Source organism: Myxococcales bacterium, assembly GCA_016712525.1.
Classification (GTDB): Bacteria; Myxococcota_A; Polyangia; order Polyangiales; family Polyangiaceae; genus JAAFHV01.
In genome coordinates this window covers 857,418-877,434 of the sequence record JADJQX010000006.1, presented here as the reverse complement: position 1 = coordinate 877,434, position 20,017 = coordinate 857,418, and the positions used below count along the sequence as shown (strand labels likewise).

16 protein-coding genes are annotated in these 20,017 nt (G+C 69.4%); 6 read left to right on the top strand and 10 right to left on the bottom strand.

Features of this window, described 5'->3' with window-relative positions:
• Nucleotides 1-45: 45 nt before the first annotated feature.
• From IPK71_15635 to IPK71_15625, 3 genes are read right to left on the bottom strand one after another with little or no spacing between them, the layout of a single operon-like run.
• A complete protein-coding gene (locus tag IPK71_15635) occupies nucleotides 46-2,424 on the bottom strand; it encodes a serine/threonine protein kinase (GenBank protein ID MBK8215171.1) in 2,379 nt (792 codons plus the stop codon).
• Nucleotides 2,425-2,431: 7 nt separating this feature from the next.
• Nucleotides 2,432-2,929 carry a hypothetical protein gene (locus tag IPK71_15630; protein MBK8215170.1) on the bottom strand — a complete coding sequence of 166 codons (498 nt, stop codon included), beginning with the start codon at nucleotides 2,927-2,929 and terminating at the stop codon, nucleotides 2,432-2,434.
• Nucleotides 2,920-3,744: a hypothetical protein gene (locus tag IPK71_15625; GenBank protein MBK8215169.1), complete on the bottom strand. Its 825-nt coding sequence runs from the start codon at nucleotides 3,742-3,744 to the stop codon at nucleotides 2,920-2,922. The genes IPK71_15630 and IPK71_15625 overlap by 10 nt, the downstream gene beginning before the upstream one ends.
• Nucleotides 3,745-3,916: 172 nt before the next feature.
• On the opposite strand from IPK71_15625, the gene IPK71_15620 reads away from it, so the two are divergent.
• The 3 genes from IPK71_15620 to IPK71_15610 all read left to right on the top strand — a co-directional run bounded on the left by IPK71_15620 (nucleotide 3,917) and on the right by IPK71_15610 (nucleotide 7,015).
• A complete protein-coding gene (locus IPK71_15620; GenBank protein MBK8215168.1) occupies nucleotides 3,917-4,474 on the top strand; it encodes a hypothetical protein in 558 nt (185 codons plus the stop codon).
• Nucleotides 4,475-4,557: 83 nt separating this feature from the next.
• Entirely contained in the window at nucleotides 4,558-5,094 is a 537-nt protein-coding gene (locus tag IPK71_15615) for a hypothetical protein (protein ID MBK8215167.1), read from the top strand.
• A gap of 256 nt (nucleotides 5,095-5,350) precedes the next feature.
• Nucleotides 5,351-7,015: a CTP synthase gene (locus IPK71_15610; protein MBK8215166.1), complete on the top strand. Its 1,665-nt coding sequence runs from the start codon at nucleotides 5,351-5,353 to the stop codon at nucleotides 7,013-7,015.
• Nucleotides 7,016-7,077: 62 nt separating this feature from the next.
• On the opposite strand, the gene IPK71_15605 is transcribed toward IPK71_15610, so the two are convergent.
• Both IPK71_15605 and IPK71_15600 read right to left on the bottom strand, forming a co-directional pair.
• Nucleotides 7,078-8,271 carry an MFS transporter gene (locus tag IPK71_15605; protein ID MBK8215165.1) on the bottom strand — a complete coding sequence of 398 codons (1,194 nt, stop codon included), beginning with the start codon at nucleotides 8,269-8,271 and terminating at the stop codon, nucleotides 7,078-7,080.
• Between the two features lie 77 nt (nucleotides 8,272-8,348).
• Nucleotides 8,349-9,146, bottom strand: a complete 798-nt coding sequence (locus IPK71_15600) for a UDP-3-O-acyl-N-acetylglucosamine deacetylase (GenBank protein ID MBK8215164.1) — start codon at nucleotides 9,144-9,146, stop codon at nucleotides 8,349-8,351.
• A 157-nt stretch (nucleotides 9,147-9,303) separates the two neighbouring features.
• On the opposite strand from IPK71_15600, the gene IPK71_15595 reads away from it, so the two are divergent.
• On the top strand, nucleotides 9,304-10,230 hold the full coding sequence (locus tag IPK71_15595; GenBank protein MBK8215163.1) for a hypothetical protein: 927 nt from the start codon (nucleotides 9,304-9,306) through the stop codon (nucleotides 10,228-10,230).
• A gap of 101 nt (nucleotides 10,231-10,331) precedes the next feature.
• On the opposite strand, the gene IPK71_15590 is transcribed toward IPK71_15595, so the two are convergent.
• Together IPK71_15590 and IPK71_15585 are read right to left on the bottom strand one after the other, a co-directional pair.
• Entirely contained in the window at nucleotides 10,332-11,117 is a 786-nt protein-coding gene (locus IPK71_15590) for a class I SAM-dependent methyltransferase (GenBank protein MBK8215162.1), read from the bottom strand.
• 502 nt (nucleotides 11,118-11,619) lie between these two features.
• Nucleotides 11,620-13,377 (bottom strand): phospho-sugar mutase, encoded by a 1,758-nt coding sequence (locus tag IPK71_15585; protein MBK8215161.1) that lies wholly within the window; start codon nucleotides 13,375-13,377, stop codon nucleotides 11,620-11,622.
• A gap of 96 nt (nucleotides 13,378-13,473) precedes the next feature.
• Here IPK71_15585 and IPK71_15580 point away from each other — a divergent pair, with 96 nt between their 5' ends.
• A complete protein-coding gene (locus IPK71_15580) occupies nucleotides 13,474-15,021 on the top strand; it encodes an ABC transporter permease (protein ID MBK8215160.1) in 1,548 nt (515 codons plus the stop codon).
• Nucleotides 15,018-16,046: an ABC transporter permease gene (locus IPK71_15575; protein MBK8215159.1), complete on the top strand. Its 1,029-nt coding sequence runs from the start codon at nucleotides 15,018-15,020 to the stop codon at nucleotides 16,044-16,046. Before IPK71_15580 ends, IPK71_15575 begins: the two co-directional genes overlap by 4 nt.
• 12 nt (nucleotides 16,047-16,058) lie before the next feature.
• Here IPK71_15575 and IPK71_15570 read toward each other — a convergent pair whose 3' ends face one another.
• The 3 genes from IPK71_15570 to IPK71_15560 all read right to left on the bottom strand — a co-directional run bounded on the left by IPK71_15570 (nucleotide 16,059) and on the right by IPK71_15560 (nucleotide 19,988).
• A complete protein-coding gene (locus IPK71_15570) occupies nucleotides 16,059-18,026 on the bottom strand; it encodes a hypothetical protein (GenBank protein ID MBK8215158.1) in 1,968 nt (655 codons plus the stop codon).
• A 236-nt stretch (nucleotides 18,027-18,262) separates the two neighbouring features.
• Nucleotides 18,263-18,967 (bottom strand): thioredoxin, encoded by a 705-nt coding sequence (locus IPK71_15565; GenBank protein MBK8215157.1) that lies wholly within the window; start codon nucleotides 18,965-18,967, stop codon nucleotides 18,263-18,265.
• 10 nt (nucleotides 18,968-18,977) lie between these two features.
• Nucleotides 18,978-19,988 (bottom strand): hypothetical protein, encoded by a 1,011-nt coding sequence (locus tag IPK71_15560; protein MBK8215156.1) that lies wholly within the window; start codon nucleotides 19,986-19,988, stop codon nucleotides 18,978-18,980.
• Nucleotides 19,989-20,017 lie beyond the last annotated feature (29 nt).

The following is a 20,017-nucleotide window of genomic DNA, read 5'->3' as shown; positions in this document are numbered from 1 at the left end:
ACAGGCGCACGGAATGCGCGACAGCCGACACGGTGCCGCGCGGCGTCATCCCGAGGGGCGAGGGGGCGGGCCGTCGGTGGTCGCCTCCGGCGGGGGCAACGTGGCGCGCTCGGTCGTCTCCGCGCCCCCGAAATCGCGGAGAGCGCCGTCGATCGCGTCGAGCAGAGGGACGCGGACGAAGGCATCCGGGACCCTCGCGACGATCGCGCGGAGAATGGGCAAAAAGCGCACGGCGCCGCCGCGATGGGCGCCCAGCGTGCCCGACAGGGACGGACCCGAAGGCGGCTCGGGCTCGAGCACGCGCAAGAGGGCGGCCGCGATCTCCACGAGGCCGACGGCGTCCCTCGCACCACGCGCGACCCTCGCGGCGTAGTCTCGTGCGCGCTCTACGTCGCGGTGGGCGCGGCTCCTGTCTCCGGACGCGAGGGCCACCTGCGAGCGCGCGAAGAACGCGAAGGCTGCGGTGCGCGCGTCACACGTCGCGAGCCTCGGCTCGACGAGGTCTTTGGCGGTCTCGAGCGCCTCGGGGAGCCTTCCGCACGAGAGCTCGGTGAGGACGAGGCTCGCCACCGAGAGCATCGTGCCGTCGGTCTCCCCTTCGTCGGAGAGCACGTCCTTCGCCTTGGCGTAGTGACGAGCCGCGTCCTCGTAGCGCCCACGGAGCAGGCACGCACCTCCGCGGTCGTGGTGGCTCGCGTGGACGAACGTCGGCGCATCACCGTGCGCCGCGAGCTCTTCGACGCGGACGAGCCAGCCGGTCCCGAGCTCTCGGGTCGCGCCGTCTTGCACGAGGAGCCTCCCGAGCTCCGAGAGCACGCGCGCCTCGAGCAGCGCGCTCTTCGCGGAGAGCGCCACCTTCGCCGCCCTCTCGAGCGCCTCGCGCGCGACCACGGGATCTTCGTTGGACGCCACTTGGCCCAGCCAAAGCGCCCTCGCGAGCGCATCGAGCGGCGGGACGGCGTGCCCCTCGCTCTGCGCCGAGAGGACCTCGATTTCGCCCATCGCCGACCGCGCGGGTCGAGACTCGGCCATGACCGAGAGGGCGGCCTCGGCGACGAGCAGCGTCGCGCGCGAGGCACGGACCGTCCCGGGCTCGGCGCGCAGCCTCGCCGAGGCGCGACGCACGACCGAGAGCGCGGACAGGCTCGACGACGGGGTCGCGAGCACCCCGACGAGCGTCGCGAGCAGCGCGTGGGTCTCGACGTCGAGCGCCTCCGGGTCGAGCTCTCGCACGATCGTGAACGAGCGCCGCGCCCGTGCCCCGAGGAGCGCCGCGGCGAACGCGCGAGAAAGCTCCGAGCCTTCGGCCCACGACGCCGCCTCGCCGAACGAGAGCTCGAGGCTGGCGCGCACGAGCTTCGCCACGCGCCCCACCTCCGACGGGCGCCGCGCGAGGGCCCCGAGGAGCACCACGTCGAGCTGCGAGAGGCACTCGCGGAGGGCGACGAGCGGATCCCCCGAAAGGCGAAAAAGCCCAATGTTTACCGAGCCTTCGACCGGAGCTCCGCTCGCCCGCGAGGGGCCCTCCGAGCCCGCCACCGCGACGTGAGGAAGCGCCCGCGGATCGACGCCGTCCTCGATGGGCGCCGTGTCGAGATCGAGCACGACGGCGAGGGCGTCCGTGGCCGTGGCGAAGCGCGCCGCCGGGTCACGCGCGACCATACGCTCGAGCACGGTCGAGAGCGGCTTCGGCACCGCGGAGAGCGGTACGGCGAACGGCCCCTCCTCGGGCGTGCCGGGGTACCCGAGCAGCCCGAAGAGGAGCACGCCCGCCGAGAACACGTCGCTGCGCGAGTCGCCCTGGGCTCCTGCGAGGCGCTCCGGCGCCACGTACGGCGCGACGCCACGCAAGGGCTCGCCCCGGGTGCGCACCGCGCTCGACGCGTCGAAATCGACCAACACGGCCCCTTCGAGCCGCTCGCCCGAGACGAGCACGTTCTCGGGCCGCACGTCGTGGTGCACGATGCCGGCGGCGTGCGACGCGGCGAGGCCCGCGAGCAGACCTCGCGCCACACGGAGCACCTCGTGCGGCAAAAAAGGCCTCCCGAGCACGTTCGGTCCGAGGGGTACGCCCTCGACCACGTCGAGCACGAGGTACGCCCCGAGCACGGGGTCCTCGCCGTGCTCGTGCGCGGTCACCACGTGGCGCGAGGCCATTCTCCCTAGGGCCTCGGCCTCGGCCGCGACACGAGCGACGTCGACGGCGCGCCCGTCCCCAGAAGAGACGAGCTTCACCGCGACGGGAAAGCCGGTCCGACGATCGCGCGCGCGCATCACGGACGAGCGCCGGCCCACCCCGAGCGGCGCGCCGAGCTCGAAGCGCCCCGCGACGACCATCGGGTCGGACGAGGCCGGCAGCGAGCTCGGGCCTTCGTGCTCGCCCCCGAGATCGGGCGACGAGCCCTCTCTCGGGTCGTGGGTCACACGTCGACTATAGCTTGACTTGGCACCGCTCGATGCAGCTCGCGAGCGAGGAGCACGACGCGTTCTTCGAGCAGGCCGTGGCCTCGGCGCAGCACGAGCGCGAGAGGCAGCGGTCGCGCTCGGCGAGCCCGTACGTGATCTGGGACGCTCCCGAGCCGATCGCGGCGCACGAGGCCTCGGCGGTGTTGTCGTCGTCCTCGTCGGCGTAACACTTCTCGACGTTGCAGTCGTCGAGCGCCTGGAGGAGCGCTGCGCCACCGCCGAAGTCGGCGAAGCACTGGGAGGCGCACACCTCGTCGGCGTTGTAGGGCGCCTGCTCTTGCGGCGAGATCGGCGTGACGACCTCTTCTTCGTTCGGAGGCAAGGACGAGCCTTGGCCGCCACCGGTCGGCACGGGGGCGATGTCTCCGCCGGACGAGCAGGCGAACACGAGGGCGCCCGCCGACACGAGCGCGAGAGGGACGACGACGAAGCGGCGCTGCTTCAAGGTGGTGATCAGCGGCATTGGGGGAGCCCGTTCTGCATCGTCGCCTGGCGACTCTGCCCGGAGTAGACACACTTCTTACCGGTCGCGCACTGGTAGCCCAGGGCAACCTGCTGGTTTTTGCACTCGTACGCGGAGTAGTCCGACCGCGCGCTGCAGTACCACCCGTCGGCGAGGCCTACGCACGACTCGCCCTGCGGAGGCGGCGTGTTGCACTCGGGCGCAGGCTGCCCGTCGGCGCGGACCGGGATGAACACGTCGGGGATGCCGCACCGGCGCGACGTCTTCACGCGGCCGCAGAAGTCGCTGCACGCGCGGCTCCCGTCGGCCGTGCTCACGACCTCGATGTGGCCGTGCGACTTGCTGTAGCCGCACTCGCCTCGGCCCCACACGATGATGGCGCCCTGAGGCGGCGCCTCGCCGAGCTTGAGCTTCACCTCTTTGAAGCCGAGGCGACGGAGCGCGGCGGGGTTCTGGCGCGCCCACGTCGTGAACTGGTACGCGCTCCCGGCGTAGCGGCCTCCCGAGGCCACGTCTCCGGGCACGGAGTAGCCCGCCGACTCGAGGTGCTGCTTCACGTAGCGGTAGCAGCGCTTCTGCGACCGCATCCCCTCGCGGCGCCCTCCCGCTTGCGCCATCCTGCGGGCCGCCGCCGTGTCGTACCCTTCGCACGCGAGCTCTTGCTGCGTGAGATCGGCCGATACTTCGTCGACGAGGTCGTCATCGTTTTGGGCCGGCGCAGCGCAGCTCGCGAGCGCGAGACCGGCGAGCACGGCGGTGAGTGCGAGCGCTCGGCTCGCGCGTGCACCGTGGCGTCGTGGCAAGGCTTCCGTCATGCGTTCATCGTGGGCCGCGAACGCGCCCACACGCAAGCGCTAACTTCATGAATTCGTTATGGATCCAGGTGGTACCGGGTGGGTGGATCCCCTGCACCAGTGACGGCGCGGATCGTCGGCCGGTCGGGTGACCACCTTCCCCTCCCCGCTCGAGTTTGCGATGCTGCAGCGCATGAAGACCTTGGCGAAGCTCGGGCTCACCGTCGCACTGGCTGGTTTTTGCACGGCTTTTCTCCCGACCGAGGCCCACGCCGCGACCTCGACCCGCGACCCGCTCTACGTCGGCGGCACGGTGCTCGGCTTCGGCGCCCCCCTCAACTCGGGCTACCGTGGCACCACACCGTACCGGTTCGACTTCGACTTCGGCGGCCACATCAACGGCCGCCACGACGGCTTCGTGATCGGCTTCCGCCAGGTCTTCCTCTTCGGCGGCGGGTTCGACGGCGGCATGTCCCAGCTCCGGCTCGGAGGAGACATCGCCATCCCGATCCGGGGCGGGCGCATGGAGATCACCATCGCACCGTACGGAGCGGCCGGCGTCTTCTACGGATTCAACAATCAGGGAGCGCGCGCCGCGATGTCGTTCGGCGTCGAGGGCAAGTTCTTCCCCATCGAGGGCAACGGGTTCTTCGCCATGGCGCGGCCCTTCGAGATCACGATCTTGCCGGGCTCGGGCGGAACGACGCCGGTGCTCTACGGGTTCGGCGTCGGCGCAGGATATGCATTCTAAGCAGCTGATTTTGCCGTTCTTTTTAGGTTAGAAGGCGGCCTTTTGGCTTCCCCCGGGTTGCACTCTGCATGTAGCCTCGGGGCATGAAAGCTCTCTCACGTCTTTTCGCTGCCGGTCTCGTCGCGGGCGCGACGCTCCTCGTCTCGTCGAGCGCGAGCGCCCAATCGAGCCGCGGCGCGGGCTACGTCCAGGGCAACGTCCTCGGCTTCACCGCGTTCTTGAACACCTTCGGCGGCACCGCCTTCCCGATGGAGTTTTCGGGCGGGTACCACATCAACGGCTCCCACGAGGGCTTCGTGATCGGCGGCGCGCAGAAGTTCTTCTTCCGGACGGGCTTCGCGGCCGCGACCGTGCTCCGCATGGGGTACGACATCGCGATCCCCATCAAGGAGATGGAGCTCACGATCGCGCCCTACGGCTACGGCGGCCCGGCCTACGGCGACATCGACCTGCGCGCGCACTTCGGCTTCGGCGTCGAGGGCAGGTTCTTCCCGCTCGTCGAGGGGCCCGGCAAGGGCTTCTTCGCCGTGGCGCGCCCCTTCGAGATCGGGTTCATCCCGTTCACGGGCGGCACCCTCGTGCCGTTCACCTTCAACCTCGGCGCGGGTTACGCGTTCTAGAGTGTTTCACGGCGAGGTCGTGTCGACGAGGTGGCTCCCTTCGGGGCTGCCTCGTCGCTTTTTGTAGGCTCGCGCGCGCGCGGCGAGGTGCACGCCGAGGCTCCGCCGTGAAACGATCCGGGCGTGCTTCGCGATCGACGACGGCGAGTCTCGCATCGCGTCACGCGGTGTGGTATCCGGCCCTCCCGAAGGACGTCGGAAGTGGGCCTCTTTCGGGTCGCAGCTTTCGGCGAGGAGTGTCATGGAACGCGCCCCGATGAGCCGAAAGCCCACGAAATACGTGTTCGTCACCGGGGGGGTGGTGTCGTCGATCGGCAAGGGCCTGGCCTCGGCCTCGGTGGGCGCGCTGCTCGAAGCGCGCGGCCTCCGGGTGACGCACGTCAAGCTCGACCCGTACATCAACGTCGACCCGGGCACGATGAGCCCGTACCAACACGGCGAGGTCTTCGTCACCGACGACGGCGCCGAGACCGACCTCGACCTCGGTCACTACGAGCGGTTCACCACCGCTCGCATGAAGAAGACCAACAACTTCACCACCGGGCGCATCTACGAGGCGGTCATCCAGAAGGAGCGCCGCGGCGAGTACCTCGGCGGAACGGTGCAGGTCATCCCGCACATCACCGACGAGATCAAAGCCCGCGTGCGCGAGGCCACCGATCACGTCGACGTGGCTATCGTCGAGATCGGCGGCACCGTCGGCGACATCGAGTCGCTCCCGTTCCTCGAGGCGATCCGCCAGCTCAAGCTCGAGGCCGGCCCGCAGAACGCGCTCTCGCTGCACGTGACGCTCCTCCCCTTCATCGAGACGGCGGGCGAGATCAAGACGAAGCCGACGCAGCACTCCGTGAAGGAGATGCGCGAGATCGGCATCCAGCCCGACATCCTCTTGTGCCGCACCAAGACGGGCATGACCCGGAGCACGCGCGAGAAGATCGCCATGTTCACGAACGTGCCGGTCGAGGCCGTCATCTCCGGGGTCGATGTATCTTGCATCTACGAGCTCCCCTTGGCGCTGCACGCCGAGGGCCTCGACGAGCTCGTGGTCGAGCGCCTCAACATCTGGACGCGCCAGCCCGACGTGAGCGCGTGGCGCCGCATCGTCGAGCGCTTCACGCGGCCGACCCGCGGGCAGGTGCGCGTGGGCGTCGTGGGCAAGTACGTGCACCTCCGCGACGCCTACAAGTCGCTCCACGAGGCCCTCGTCCACGCCGGCATGGAGAACGACTGCAAGCTCGAGCTCGAGTACATCGACTCGGAGGACATCGAGCGCGACGGCACCACCGGCCGCCTCGACCACCTCGACGCGGTGCTCGTCCCCGGCGGCTTCGGGGATCGCGGCGTCGAGGGCAAAATCCAGGCGATCCGCTACGCGCGGGAGAACAAGATCCCGTTCTTCGGCATTTGCCTCGGTATGCAGCTCGCGGTGATCGAGTTCGCGCGCAACGTGGCGGGCCTCGCGAACGCGAGCTCGAGCGAGTTCGACCCGCAATGCCCCACCGCCGTGGTCGACCTCATGCCCGAGCAGCGCGACAAACGCGACAAGGGCGCCACCATGCGGCTCGGCGCGTTCCCGTGCGTGCTCACGCCCGGCTCGCTCGCGGCCCAGTCCTACGGCACGACCGAGATCAGCGAGCGCCATCGCCACCGCTACGAGTTCGCGAACGAGTACCGCGATCATCTCACGGGGGCGGGTCTCGTCTTGTCGGGCACGTCGCCCGATCAGAAGCTCGTCGAGATCGTGGAGCTCAAAGATCACCCGCACTTCCTCGGGTGCCAGTTCCACCCCGAGTTCAAGAGCCGCCCCGCGCAGGCGCACCCGCTCTTCGCGCGGTTCGTGAAGGCCGCGCTCCAGCGCAAAGAGGCGCGCGCGCGTGGCGAGCTGCGACCGAGCGAAGCGCGGCTACCGACGGTAAACTGAAGCCCCACGAGGCTCGATCATGCGGGGGCTGCCCAAGCGGGCAAGCCCCCGTTTTCATTCGACTATTCTTCGACGAAGTCCAGGTCTTTGCCGTGCGTCTCTTCGAGCCCGAGGAGCGACACGAAGCCGAGCACGAGGACGACCACGCCCACGAGGGCCGCGCTCCCGACGACGCCGAGCGGCCCCTTGAGCGCCTGGAAGCTCGACGTGACGATCACGACCGCGCCGCGCACGAAGTTCGGCGCCGTGGTGGTGGCCGTCGCGCGGATGTTGGTGCCGAACTGCTCGGACGCCACGGTGACGAAGACCGCCCAGTAGCCGGAGGCGACACCGAGCACGACGACGACCGCGTAGAACGCGACGAGCGACGTGCGGCCGACGGTGAAATACGCGACGGTCGCGAGCGACGAGAGGCCGAGGAACCCCGCGAGCACGCGCTTTCGGCTCTTCAAGAGGTGGCTCAAGAAGCCGCTCCCGAAATCGCCGATGGCGAGGCCGATGTACATGAGCATGACGGCCGTCGAGGGCTTCGGCAGCTCGGTGAGGCCCATGCCCTTCGCGATCTCGGGCGAGAACGTGACGAGGATGCCCACCGCGTACCAGACGGGTACGCCGACCGTGATGACGGCGAGGTAACGGCGGAGGCGCTTCCCGTTGCGGAAGAACGCGAAGAAGTCGCCGTGCCGCACGCCCGAGGCCTTGGCCACGCGGAACATGCCGCTCTCGGTGACCCCGACGCGAACGAGGAGGAGGCCCAAGCCGAGCCCACCGCCCACGAAATACGCGATGCGCCACGAGAACGCGTCGCCCACGAGGGCGGCGACGACCGCGCCGAGGATGCCGACGCCCGCTACGACCGTCGTGCCGATCCCGCGCTTCTCTTTGGGCATGACCTCGGCCACGAGGGTGATGCCCGCGCCGAGCTCGCCGGCGAGACCGATGCCCGCGACGAAGCGCATGATCTCGTACTGGAGCACCGTCTGCGCGAAGCCGTTGGCGATGTTGGCGAGCGAGTAGGTGAGGATCGAGCCGAAGAGCACCGTGAGGCGGCCGCGCTTGTCGCCCAGGATGCCCCACAGGATGCCCCCGATGAGCATGCCGCCCATCTGCCAGTTGATGAGGCGAACGCCGACGTCCGTGAGGGCCTCGCCCGAGAGGCCGAACGTCTTGAGGCTCGGCACGCGCACGATGCTGAAGAGGATGAGATCGTAGATGTCGACGAAGTAGCCGAGCGCGGCCACCATCACCGTGAGCATCACGTTTCGCTTGGCCTTGTCGTCCACCCGCGGCACCTCACCACCTGGGCCTCGGGCGGGTCAACCGGGAACGGCCGTCACGCGCGGGTGCGCACGAGGATGCCCGCCTCGATGGCGCGCGCGAAGAGCGCGTGGGTGCTCGCGTGCCCCGGGATCTCGCACCTCGAGCGACCCACCGGGGGCCCGCCCCAGAAGAACGAATCTCCGAGGAGATCCAAGAGCTTATGACGCGCGGCCTCGTCGCTCTCGGGGGGCCTTCCGGCCGAGAGGATGGTCTCGTCGGTGACGAGGACGACGCTCTCGGGGGGCACGTGCGAGGCGAGGCCACGGTCGGCGAGCTCGAGCACCTCGTGGCCGAACCCGAAGGTGCGCGCCGGGGCGATGCGCGAGATGAAGTCGTCCGGGTCTCCGCGCCACTCCGCGGTCGGGGCGAGCCTCGGATCGCCGAAATCGATGACGACCGCCACGTGCGTCTCGTCGGCGACCTCGAAGCACATGCGCGTGCGCCCGTGCTCGAGGGTCGCATCACGAGCGACGCGGAGGCGCGGTGAGCTCGGGGCGACCCCGAGAGACAGGAGGGCCTCGGCGAAGGCGCGGGCCCCACCGTCGAGCAGCGGGAGCTCGTCGCCCACGACCTCGACCGCGACGCCCTCGTAGAGAGACAGGCCGGCGAGCGCCGCGAAGAGGTGCTCCACCGTGCGCACCGAGAGCGCCGGAGAGACGAGCTCGGTCGAGCGACGCTCCCCCGACGGGACGAACGACGACAGCGCGTGAGCCCGACCTTCGTGGACGAAATGGGTCGGCCCGGGGGCCGCGCGGAGCGTGACCGTGGCCGGCTTGCCGCCGTGAAGCCCGAAGCCTTCGAGGATGACCACGACGCGACCCTAGATCAGCGCGCCCGAAGGCGCCATTTTCGACGCTCTCCCGAAGCGGGGCGCGGGGCGGAGGGGGCTTCGGGCCCGGCCCCCCGAAGGCCGAAGAGGCGCGTTTCGCCGTGGAAACCTGGCGAAAGCTCTGCGAGAGTGCGCGCCGATGAAACGCCTCGTGAACGCCTCGGTGCTCGCCTCGAGCCTCACCGCCTCCTTGTTCTTCGCTCAGGTGGCCTCGGCCGACGTCCTCCCCGAGGGGCGGCGCCCGCTCAAGGTGGCCGTCACGTTCTCGAAGCCCATCGACGGGCACGTCGTCGCTTTCCCGACCGACTGCATGGGCCTCGATCCGAAGCTCAACCCCCACCTCGAGTACCTCCAGAACTACGACGTCGTCTCGCCCGAGAGCCCCCGCGAGCCGTACAAGTTCTGCGACGACAAGACCCGCATCTACGTGCTCGACGTCGAGGCCTTCAAGAAGACCCCCGGCGAGAAGGTGCCCGCCTTCGTGCGCAGCGAGTGGAAGCTCGAGGAGCTCTCGAAGATCAAGGCCGAGGATCGTACCGCGTTCTTCCAGAAGGACACCCACGTGCACGCGACCGGCTACGCCATGCCGGCGCGGGCCCTCGTGAAAGAGGCCTCGCCGCTCGCGGAGGTCGCCGAGACGGTCACCTTCGGCGGGCTCCCGGCGCGGATCCAGAACGTGAAGCTCGTCTACACCTACACGGACGGCCAGAAAGAAGAGCACACGTATATGCCGCCGGCGCGGCCGCAGCCGAAGCGCGCCGAAGCCCAAGGCTGGATGCAGGGTCTCGTCGACGCTAGCGCGTCCGACGCGGGAGCCGCGGACGCCGAGGCCCCGGACGCGAGCGTGTCCGATGCCGGCACCCTCTCCGCCACGCCACCGAAGCTCATCGATCGGAAGCTCTTCGTCACCGCGCAAAAACACTCGGGGCTCGGAAAGTCCGAGGCCGCCCCCGAGTCCCCGGCGAAGCCCAAGCTCGGGCGCTCCGGGAAGCTCGGGCTCCTGTTCGCCCTGATCGCCGCGGCGGCCGCCGGGCTCGCGCTCCGCGAAGAGAAAAAGAAGAGCTGAGCGAAAAAAGGAAACGAGGGGGAGCCGAACGACTCACCCTCGTCTCGTAGGAGCGCCTTTCACCGAGCTCGGCGGCGCTCCCGTCCACCCCCGTAGGCCCGTCAGGCGGGCTTTTGGAACAAGACCACCTTGTAGGTGTCGGTCCCGTCGACCATGCGGTCGTAGAGGTTCGTGCCAGGGTTTCGGTAGAAGTTCTTCATGGCGAGCTCGGCCTCGAGGCGGCGCTTCTCGCCGAGCACCGGGATCTTGAAGCCGGAGAACTGTTCGATGCAGTATGCAACATACGCGTCGACGCGGCCCTTATCGAGATCACGGGCCAAAATGGCCTCTCTCGTGACGTCGCGGACGTGGAGCTTCTTCATGCCGAGTGCGGCGAGCGTGCCGAAGCACGGCTCCCAGGTCGACTCGGGGATCGCGTTGCCCCACACGAGGTACCCGCCCGGCTTGAGCAGGCGGTAGGCCGTCGAGAAGAAGCGCTCGTCCTCGACCGTGACCATGCCGGTCTGCTCGGTGACGTGCGTCTCGTTGACGGCGACGAAGTCGGCCGTGCCCGAGCGGATCGAGAGGTCGGTGGCGTCGGCGCAGGTGGCGCGGAGGCGACCGCCGAGCTCGGGGACGTGTTTGCGGCGGCACGTCTCGATGGCGGCGGCCTGCATGTCCACGGCCTCGTACGTCGCCTTCGGGAGGACGTTCTTGCACACGTGGTGGGCGCCCGCGCCCGTGCCACAGCCGAGCTCGACGATGTGCACGCGGCCATCGCGCGCGGCCACGTACTCTTTGACCTCGGGGAACTGGTAGAGCCCGGTGTACGCGTTGCGGCCGTAGAGCTGCGGGTCGTTCGGATCGTTCGGGCAGGGCCCCACGACTCGGGCCAGGTGTAGCCCCAAGTGTTGAACGTCAGCTCGTAGCGCGTGCCCTTGTCGCTCGGGACGTCGCCCATCGACCGGTAGAGCGCGTAGAAGAGCGAGTAGATGGAGCGTTTGTCGTAGTCGTCCTCGGAGACGTCGCCGTTCTGCGTGGAGATCGCGGCCTTGCGATCGACGAGCCCGGAGAGGACCCAAGCCCCGAGGATGACCTCGAGCTGGCGCTTGGAGTAGTCGGAGGTGCGGTCAAGAGACGTGAGAATGTTCAATCGTGGCCTCGCAGTCGCGTAGGAATCAGGACATCAAATGAAGGTGCGAGGGATCCCTCGCAAGTTCCGAACGTTCCCGATTCTCGCTACGTGCGCGTCGGCCCTGTCCGCTGAAGATGCTGCCCTTCTTCGGGTCAGCGTCGAAAGGTAGCCGAACCACGGGCCCTGTCCCCACAAAGATCGCCACGGACCGGTCACATTCCGCGCCGGAAAGGACGGCGCGGAGGGGGAAACGGCGATCCAGCCCGGGTGCGACCTCAGGAAGGCACGGCGAGCGCCACGAACGCGTCGGCGAGGACCTTCATGGTCCCCTCGGCGCGCACCTTCGCGGCGGACATGGGCTCGGTGGCCGTCATGGGCTCGCACACGTCGACGTAAAATTTCACCTTGGGCTCGGTTCCGCTCGGGCGCGCGATGACCCGGCTGCCACCCTCGAGCTCGAAGACGAGCACGTTGCTCGGGGGGAGCGCGAGCTTCTCGCGTTTCCCGTCGACCGTGCGCTCTTGGGCCTCGAGGTCGGAGTACGCGACGACCTTGCGCCCGCCGATGGACGAAGGGGGCGCGGCGCGGAGGCCGTTCATCATGGCCGCGATCTCTTGAGCGCCCGCCTGCCCCTTGCGGGTCATGTTGACCTGCGTGCTCACGAAGAGGCCGTACTTTCGGTAGAGCACCTCGAGCCGGTCGCGAACGCTCGAGCCCACCGCGGCGAGCTCACTCGCGAGCTCCGCGAACGCGAGCGCGGCGCTCACCCCGTCTTTGTCGCGGACGAGGCGACCCACCGTGTAACCGAGGGCCTCTTCGTAGCCGAAGAGGAACCGCGTCTTCCCGTCGGCCTCGAGCTGCATGGCGCGGTTCGCGATCCACTTGAAGCCGGTCAACGTCTCTTCGTAGTGGGCGCCGAGCGCGCGCGCCACGACCCCGAGCATGGGCGACGAGACGAGGGACGCGAGCAGCGCGGCCGTGCTCGGCTCCGAGTCGTTCGAAAGGACGTGGTGTCCGAGCAGCACACCGACCTGATTACCTGTAAGCTGCAAGTATCCGGTGGGCGACGAGGCGTCGGGCACCGCCACGGCGAGGCGATCGGCGTCGGGATCGTTGGCGAGCACGAGCTCGGCGCCCACCTCGCGCGCCAGGGCGAACGCGAGGTCCATGGCGCCCTTCTCTTCGGGGTTCGGGAAGGCGACGGTGGGGAATTTCCCATCGGGCTCGGCCTGCTCCTTCACGACGTGCACGTTCGTGAAACCTTGCCGCGCGAGCAGCGCCGTCACGGACGCGCCGCCGACGCCGTGCATCGGGGTGTACACGATTCGAAGGTCGCGGCGCTGCCCGCGAGAGGGCACGAGGGACGCGGCCGCGGCGAGGTACTGCTCCACGATCGTCGCGGGCACGTCGACCACGAGCCCCTTCGCGCGGGCCTCGTCGAGCGGGAGGAAGGGGACGTCTTTCGCGGGCGGGGCCTCGGCGATGGCCGACGCGATGTGCACGTCGACCGGGGGGACGATCTGAGCGCCGTTCTCCCAGTAGGCCTTGTACCCGTTGTACTCCGGCGGGTTGTGGCTCGCCGTCACCACGACGCCGGCCGCGCAGCCGAGCGCCGTGAGCGCGTACGCGGTGAGGGGCGTTGGCCCGAGGTCGGGGAAGAGGTAGGCGCGGATCCCCCGCGCGGCGAGGACCGAGGCCGTGTCGGCGGCGAGCTCCCGGCTGAGGACACGACCGTCGTAACCTATGACGACTCCACGGGTTTTCGGCGCGTCGACGTGTTCGAGCAGCGCCTCGGCGAGGCCGTGCGTGGCGACGCGGACGACCGCGCGGTTCATGCGGTTCGGGCCGGCCCCGAGCACGCCGCGGAGGCCCGCCGTGCCGAACTCGAGGGTCTGCGCGAAACGATCCGCGAGATCGGTCGACGCGAGATCCGGCGACGCGAGGATCGCCTCGAGCTCGGCGCGGGTCGCCGCGTCAGGGTCGTTCGCCATCCACTCACGAGCCTTCGCCACAAGCGCTTCGATGTCGTTCATGCGAGGCCGAGGCTACCACGGACCTCGGGGCCGAGGCACGGTTCGGGAGACGCCGTTCTTCGCGTTTCGAGGCCTTTTTGAGATAGTACCCCCACGATGCTCCGGTACACGCTGCGCCGCGCCCTCTGGGCGGTCCCGACCTTGTTCGGGGTGAGCTTCGTCGTGTTCTTGATCACGACCCTCCTGCCCGACCCGGCGTCGCGGCTCAAACCGGAGGAGCACCTCGCCCTGCTCGCGCGGCCCGAGGCTTATTTCGAGCTCGACGAGCGGCGGCGTCAGCTCTTTTTGGACCTGCCGAAGGTGGTCAACGTGAGGCCCGAGGACGTGCGCTCGCGCGTGGACGATTGCATCACGCACGTCGCGAACGACGACGAGGAGGCCCGCGTGGCCGGAGCGATGCTCGTACGCCTCGGAGGGGCCGCGCTGCCCCATGCCCTCCCGGAGCTCGAGAGGCTCGCGCCCGAGGCGCGTAGACGCGTGGCCGTCGCGCTCCTTCCGCTCGCGCGACGCATGGGCCTCGACGTCCCCGAGAACGACGGACCCGACACGGCCTTCCTCTTCTGGAAGCGCTTCTGGGACGTTCGCTCGACCGACTTCACCGGCCCGGCGGTGAAGCGCATGGTCGACCGGTACGTCCAGAAAGGCACCTCGGCTCGGGAGCGCGAGCTCGAGATCGTCGACACGTTCGCCGTGCCCGAGCTCCTCGACGCGGCCCAGCGCACACGCGACAAAGAGGCCCTCTCTCGCATCACGAAGCTCCTCGCGCACGCGACGCAGCGCTCCTCGGCGCTCCCCCCGGACGCGTCCGAGGCCGACGTCGAGCGCGCCGTGAGCGACTGGCTGTCGTGGTGGTTCATCCACGAGTCGGACTTCGTCGTGCGCGAGGGCACGGTGCGCATGACCGCGAGCATCGGCGACACGCGCTACGCGAAGTGGATGACGGGCGCGGCGCTCGGCAAGCTCGGGCTCTCGAGCCGCGACAACGAGCCCATCGCGAAGAAGCTCGGGGCCCGGGCGCCGGTCACCTTCGTGATGACCGCCCTCGCCATGCTGCTCGCGTTCTCGGTGGCCGTGCCGCTCGGGGCGTTCACCGCGTGGCGGCGCGGGAGAGGCGTGAACCGGGTCGTCACCGTCGTGCTCTTCGCGGTGTACTCTCTGCCGACCTTCTGGGTGGCGCAGCTCCTCTTCTCCATGGCGCGTGTGCGGAGCTACGCCGGCGTCGCCGTACCGGTGCTCGCCCTCGCCCTCACGGCTACGGCCACGCTGTCGCGGCACCAACGCGTGAGCCTCCTCGAGGTCGTTCAGGCCGACTACGTGCGCACGGCCCGCGCGAAGGGCGTGAGCGCGTTCCGAGTGACCGTGGTGCACGCGCTGAGGAACGCCGTGCTCCCCACGGTCACGCTGGCGGGGTTCCAGTTTCCGACGCTGCTCGGCGGCGCGTTCGTCATCGAGGAGGTCTTCGGGATCCGCGGGATGGGGTGGGAGACGCTGCGCGCGATCGAGGCCCACGACACGGCGTGGATCGTCGCGACCGTGCTGCTCTCGGCCAGCGTGACCACGGCCATGCTCATCGGCAGCGACGTAGCCCTCGGGGCGCTCGACCCGCGGGTGCGCGAGCGTCAGCTCGGCGGGAGGCTCTCGTGACCCGGAAAGGCACGACGACGGCCGTCTCCAAGAGAGCGACCCCAGGCACGGTGAGCTACGCGTTCCGTCGCCTCACGGAGCGGCGGCGCGCGCGCGCGGGGGTGCTGGTGCTCGCGATGCTCGCGCTCGTGTCGATCTTCGCCGACCTCCTCGCCGCCGATCTCCCGCTCCTGTGCACCATCGACGGCACGGTCTACGTGCTCCCCGCGATCACGCACCCGGGCTCGCTCACGGGGCTCGATAACCAGCAAATAGAGAAGCAGCATCAAGGATTTACACTCTTCCCGGCCGTACGCTTCGGGCCCACACGGACCAGCCCCGACAAGGTCGCGCGGCCTTCGCGGGAGCACCCCTTCGGCACGGACGACTCGGGCCGAGACGTGTTCGCTCAGACGGTGCACGGCGTGCGGACGCAGCTCGGGTTCGCGCTGCTCACGGTGGTCGGCTACGTGACGCTGGGCACGCTGCTGGGCGCCGTCGCCGGGTACCTCGGGGGCACGTTCGACTTCGCCGTGCAGAGGCTCACCGACACCATGAGCGCCATGCCGAGCTTCATCCTCGTGCTGTGCGTGCAGGCGGCGCTCCCCAACCCGTCGCTCACGACGCTCTTCGCCACGATCGTGGCGGCGCGCTTCGCCGAGGTCGCGAGGCTCGTCCGCACCGAGGTGCTCGACGTAAGCTCCCGAGACTACGTGATGGCCGCGCGGGCCCTCGGCGCCTCTCCGATGCGCGTGCTCTTTCGCCACGTCGTGCCGAACGCGCGCGGGCAGGCCATCGTCTCGGCCACGTTCGGCCTCGGCACCGTCGTGCTGCTCGAGGCGCAGCTCGAGTTCTTGCACGTCGGAGATCGTGGGCGGTACGCCTCGTGGGGCCAGGTCATGAGCGACGTGCGCGCCCGCCCGGACGCCTATTGGCTCCTCGTGTTTCCCGGTATTTTCCTGCTCGTGACGCTGCTCGCGTCGAACCTCGTGGGAGAGGCCCTCCGCGACGCCCTCGACCCGAGGGCCGCCGCGAAGGGCAAGTGAGCGCCGCGTCGCCTATTTCTTGAGCGCGCGATCGCCGTACTCCGAGTCGGCGGGCTCGTTCGTGGGCTTCATGGCGGCGCACACCTGGAGGTCCGCGGCCTTCACGGCGCGGGCGATGCAGTCGCGCTGCCACCCGAGCACCTGGGGAGGGTTCTTCGCGCAGGACGCGTACCGTAGCTGGATGAAGAACGTCTTCGCCTCGGAGGTCGTAAAGTCGGTGATCTTCATGGGCGTCGTCTTCTTGACGGCGTCCGCGCATTGCTCCGGCGTGAGAGGCACGCGCGCCGCCGTACCCTCGGGGGGAGGCGACGCGAGGTACTTCGCCCAGCTCTCCCCGACGAGCTTCGCGAGCGCCTTCTGAGGGATCGCCTTCTTGTCTCGGAGGGCCTCGACGATCTCGGCGACGGCGCGGCGTTTGTCGGCGGTCGACTTCTCGGCCTCCTCGAGGCCGGCCTTGTCCTCGGGGGAGATTTGGCTCGCGAACGAGAGCCGGATCGTGCGGCCATTTCGCTGGTATTTCATGGCCTTGAGAGCCGCGAAGTAGTTGTCGGCGATGGCCGCGAAGCGCTTCGTGCGCGCGTCGTACGGGTACTCGCGGGACGCTCGAATGAGCTTGGTCTCGTTGTCCTCGACGTGGCTCTTCCAGTCGGTCACGATCTCCTTCACGTCCTTCTCGGCCTCTTTGGCCGAGTCGGCGTTTCGGAGCACGAGCACGATGGATCCGTGGATGGCGCCGGCCTTCACGTAGTCACCGTCGAACTCGTAGCCCGCGGCCTTGAGCTTCGCGTCGATCGCCTCGATGGCTTTGTCGACCCCCTTCGGGAAGCAGCCGTCGTTGAAGTCTTTCATGGGCGCCGACGAGCTCAACGCCCCGAAGGTGCAGGGCATCATGAAGAACTCCTTCGACGACTTCGGCTGCGCCTGGAGCCTCACGACCGGCAACCCATCGAGCTCTCCGGCGGCGTCGCGGAGCGAGGCCACACTAGCCGTCAGCTCCTCCTTCGGCTTCTTCATGGCGTCGGCCATGGCGTCGAGCGAGTCGCGGGTGCCCATGAACCAGTTCGGTTCGGCGATGAACATCGCGTGGGAGTCGGCCTTGCAGTCGGTCGTGTTGCCTTGAGCGTCCTGAGTGCGGCAGTACCCCTGCGACGCGCCGAACTTCTGCTTCGCGAACCCGAGCGAATCGGGGAGGCCCGTGAGCTTCTCCTGGGCGATGCCCACGCGCCGCTTCTTGCCGTCGCCGTCCTCGAAGGCGAGCATGGTCTGGTACGGCGACGCGAGCGAGCCGCCGAGGAGACCTCCGCACGAGAGCACCTCCCTCGCCTGCTCGATGGCCTTTTTGTCGAAGAAGAACTCGCGGGCGTCTTTGGGCGTGCGGGTGCCTAGGCGCTCGAGGAAGCTCGCGTAGTGCGGCGCGCCGGGCTTGCACATCTCGGCGCCCAGCTCGGCCGCCAAATAGGCGTTCTTGACGCGCTCGTCGGTCTCGCGCGTGGCCTCGATGAGCTGCGTGGCGACCTCCGTCGTTCCACCGGGCATCAGCTTGGCGTCGACCGGGAGAAGAACTCGCTTCTTTTTCCCGCCGAACACAAGAAACCCTACGACGGCTATCCCGACGAGGAGCACACCGCCGCCGACCCCGAGGAGGAGCCCGAGAGAGCTCTTCTTTTTTCCGGCCGGCGCGGGCGGCTGTGGCAGCGCGGGCACACCGCCCGGAGGCGGACCGTACGCACCACCCCCACCTCCCGGCGGAGCTCCGTAGCCTCCACCTCCCGGCGGCGCGCCATACCCTCCACCCCCGGGCGGACCGTTGCCTCCACCTCCCGGCGGCGGGCCATACCCTCCTCCACCTCCCGGCGGCGGGCCATACCCTCCACCCCCTGGCGGAGGACCGTACCCACCGCCCCCTGGCGGGCCGTACCCACCGCCCCCTCCCGGCGGCGGACCATAGCCGCCACCACCCGGTGCCGTTTCGCGGATCATGCGTCGATGAGACCACGTTTCGCGCCGGCTCGCCTCATCACGACGAGCCGGACGCGCAAGCCTAGCAGCCCGTTGATTTTCTCCCATCGGCCGCTCGCCGCCGCATCCCGACCGCCTTCGCTGCGATCCTGCGGTGCGTCCTCACCTACAAAAGTAGGCTCCGGGCGCTCCTCGGATCGCGCCTCGGCGGTCGGGCGCGGCCGCAGAACGGCCTCGGTCCGAAAATCAACAGGCTGCTAGCCTCGCTCGATGGGGAAGCCCTCGGCCTCCCACGCCAAGAAGCCGCCCTCGATGTACCCGACCTCGGTGCCCTGCTCGACGAGGCGCGCCGACAGCTCCTTCGTCTTGTCGCCCGCCCGGCAATAGAGCACGGGCTGACCGGCGAGCATGAAGAGCTCGGCGAGGCGGGTCTCGATCTCTTCGACCGGGAGGTTCGTGGCGCCAGGAATGTGTGCGCGCTTGAAGGCGCCCGCGTCGCGTGTGTCGACCACGGAGATCATCCCGCGCTTCGCGAGCTCGGCGACCTCGACGGCCTTGAGCGCGCCCGCCTGCCGCGGGAGGTGGGGCTCCACCATGGTGCGGAGGGCCTTCTTCGTGAGGGCGCCGGCTTGCCCGTCGACGATGCGCCCTCCGGCGAACACCATGAACATCGGCACCTGCTGGATGCGGAGCTGACGCACGAGCGTCGGCGCGTTCTCGATGTCGACCTTGACGACCTTGAGCTTGCCCTCGAGCTCTTGCGCGACCCCCTCCACCTCGGCGTCCGTGCGCTGCCCGGCCTGCCCCGCCCTCTGGGACGAGAAGTAGATGAGGACGGGCTCGGTCGAACGGAAGACCTCGGCCTCGAAGTCGCGTTCGCCGATCGACGTGAGCGAGCTCGCCTTCGCCGGAGCCCCCGATTTCCCACCGAACCCACCACCACCGAATCCACCGAGAATCATGGGGCGATTGTTAGTCGAACGGCGGGCGGTTGTCTCGCCGTTCTTCCTTTCGTAGCGTGCTCGAACGCGGCCCGAAGGGAGGGAGCTCACCCCGCGCGAGCTCGACCTTCCCGTCGACCACGGCCTCGATGCCGGAGGGATCGACGGGGTGCACCACGCGCTCGTAGAGGACCTCGTACGTCACGCGCTCGGCGGAGCCCACGAAGGCTCGCGCGACGGTCTCGCCGCTCCCGTCCGCGAATGGGCGCGTGTCGGTCTCACCGTCCCTCGTCACGTGGCGACCCAGCACGACGACGCGCCTCGCGCCGTCGGCCACGACCACGACCTTCAAGCGTCGAAAGACGTCGCCGGTCGGGAACGCATGCCCCGCGGCGGCGCGCCGGAACACGACGACGAGCCACTCGCCGTCCCGACGGGCCTCGATGGAGGCCGCGGACCGCACGAGCTCCGCGTCGCGCGACGCGAAGACGCGATGGTCGGTGTGCCTGCGCGCGCCGCCGAATACGGGGCGCATGTGGCACTCGATGCAGGATGCACGGATGTTCGCCGAGGCGCGCTCCGTGGCGGTGCGTTGGAGGAGGCGCGACGAGCCTGGAAACGGGAACTCGTGGCACGCGACGCACTTCGCCTCGGAGACCCGATCGGCTTTGCCCGCGGTGAACGTGTGGCACGACACGCACCCGACACCGACGTGCTCGGCCTCACGAGACGGTGCCGTGGGGCGAGAGAGGGGCGCGTGGCACGAGACACAAAAAGGGAGCGGCTCGATGGCGAGGGCCGCTTGGAACGTCTCGTGCCGAAACGAGAGCGCGTGGTTCGACGAAGCCCACTCGCGCCCCTCCTCCGCATGACACGACACGCACCTCGCGTTCTCGGACGCGACGGCGCGGCTCCCCCCCGCCTCGGGGACGTGGGGTAGAGGACGCTCGAGGCACGCGGCGAGGACGAGGCCCACCCATCCGACGCTCGCGACGAAGCGGAGCCGGAGCTCGGACGAGCGAGCGACGCGGGGCGGCACCATGGATACGAGCGCAGCGTACACGCGCCGGG

Coding starts and splice junctions, on each gene's coding strand:
- IPK71_15565 (MBK8215157.1), bottom strand. CDS start 18,967: ATGATTCTCGGTGGATTCGGTGGTGGTGGGTTCGGTGGGAAATCGGGG.
- IPK71_15585 (MBK8215161.1), bottom strand. CDS start 13,377: ATGAACGACATCGAAGCGCTTGTGGCGAAGGCTCGTGAGTGGATGGCG.
- IPK71_15580 (MBK8215160.1), top strand. CDS start 13,474: ATGCTCCGGTACACGCTGCGCCGCGCCCTCTGGGCGGTCCCGACCTTG.
- IPK71_15620 (MBK8215168.1), top strand. CDS start 3,917: ATGAAGACCTTGGCGAAGCTCGGGCTCACCGTCGCACTGGCTGGTTTT.
- IPK71_15605 (MBK8215165.1), bottom strand. CDS start 8,271: ATGCTCACGGTGATGGTGGCCGCGCTCGGCTACTTCGTCGACATCTAC.
- IPK71_15595 (MBK8215163.1), top strand. CDS start 9,304: ATGAAACGCCTCGTGAACGCCTCGGTGCTCGCCTCGAGCCTCACCGCC.
- IPK71_15615 (MBK8215167.1), top strand. CDS start 4,558: ATGAAAGCTCTCTCACGTCTTTTCGCTGCCGGTCTCGTCGCGGGCGCG.
- IPK71_15560 (MBK8215156.1), bottom strand. CDS start 19,988: ATGGTGCCGCCCCGCGTCGCTCGCTCGTCCGAGCTCCGGCTCCGCTTC.
- IPK71_15610 (MBK8215166.1), top strand. CDS start 5,351: ATGAGCCGAAAGCCCACGAAATACGTGTTCGTCACCGGGGGGGTGGTG.
- IPK71_15570 (MBK8215158.1), bottom strand. CDS start 18,026: ATGATCCGCGAAACGGCACCGGGTGGTGGCGGCTATGGTCCGCCGCCG.
- IPK71_15625 (MBK8215169.1), bottom strand. CDS start 3,744: ATGACGGAAGCCTTGCCACGACGCCACGGTGCACGCGCGAGCCGAGCG.
- IPK71_15630 (MBK8215170.1), bottom strand. CDS start 2,929: ATGCCGCTGATCACCACCTTGAAGCAGCGCCGCTTCGTCGTCGTCCCT.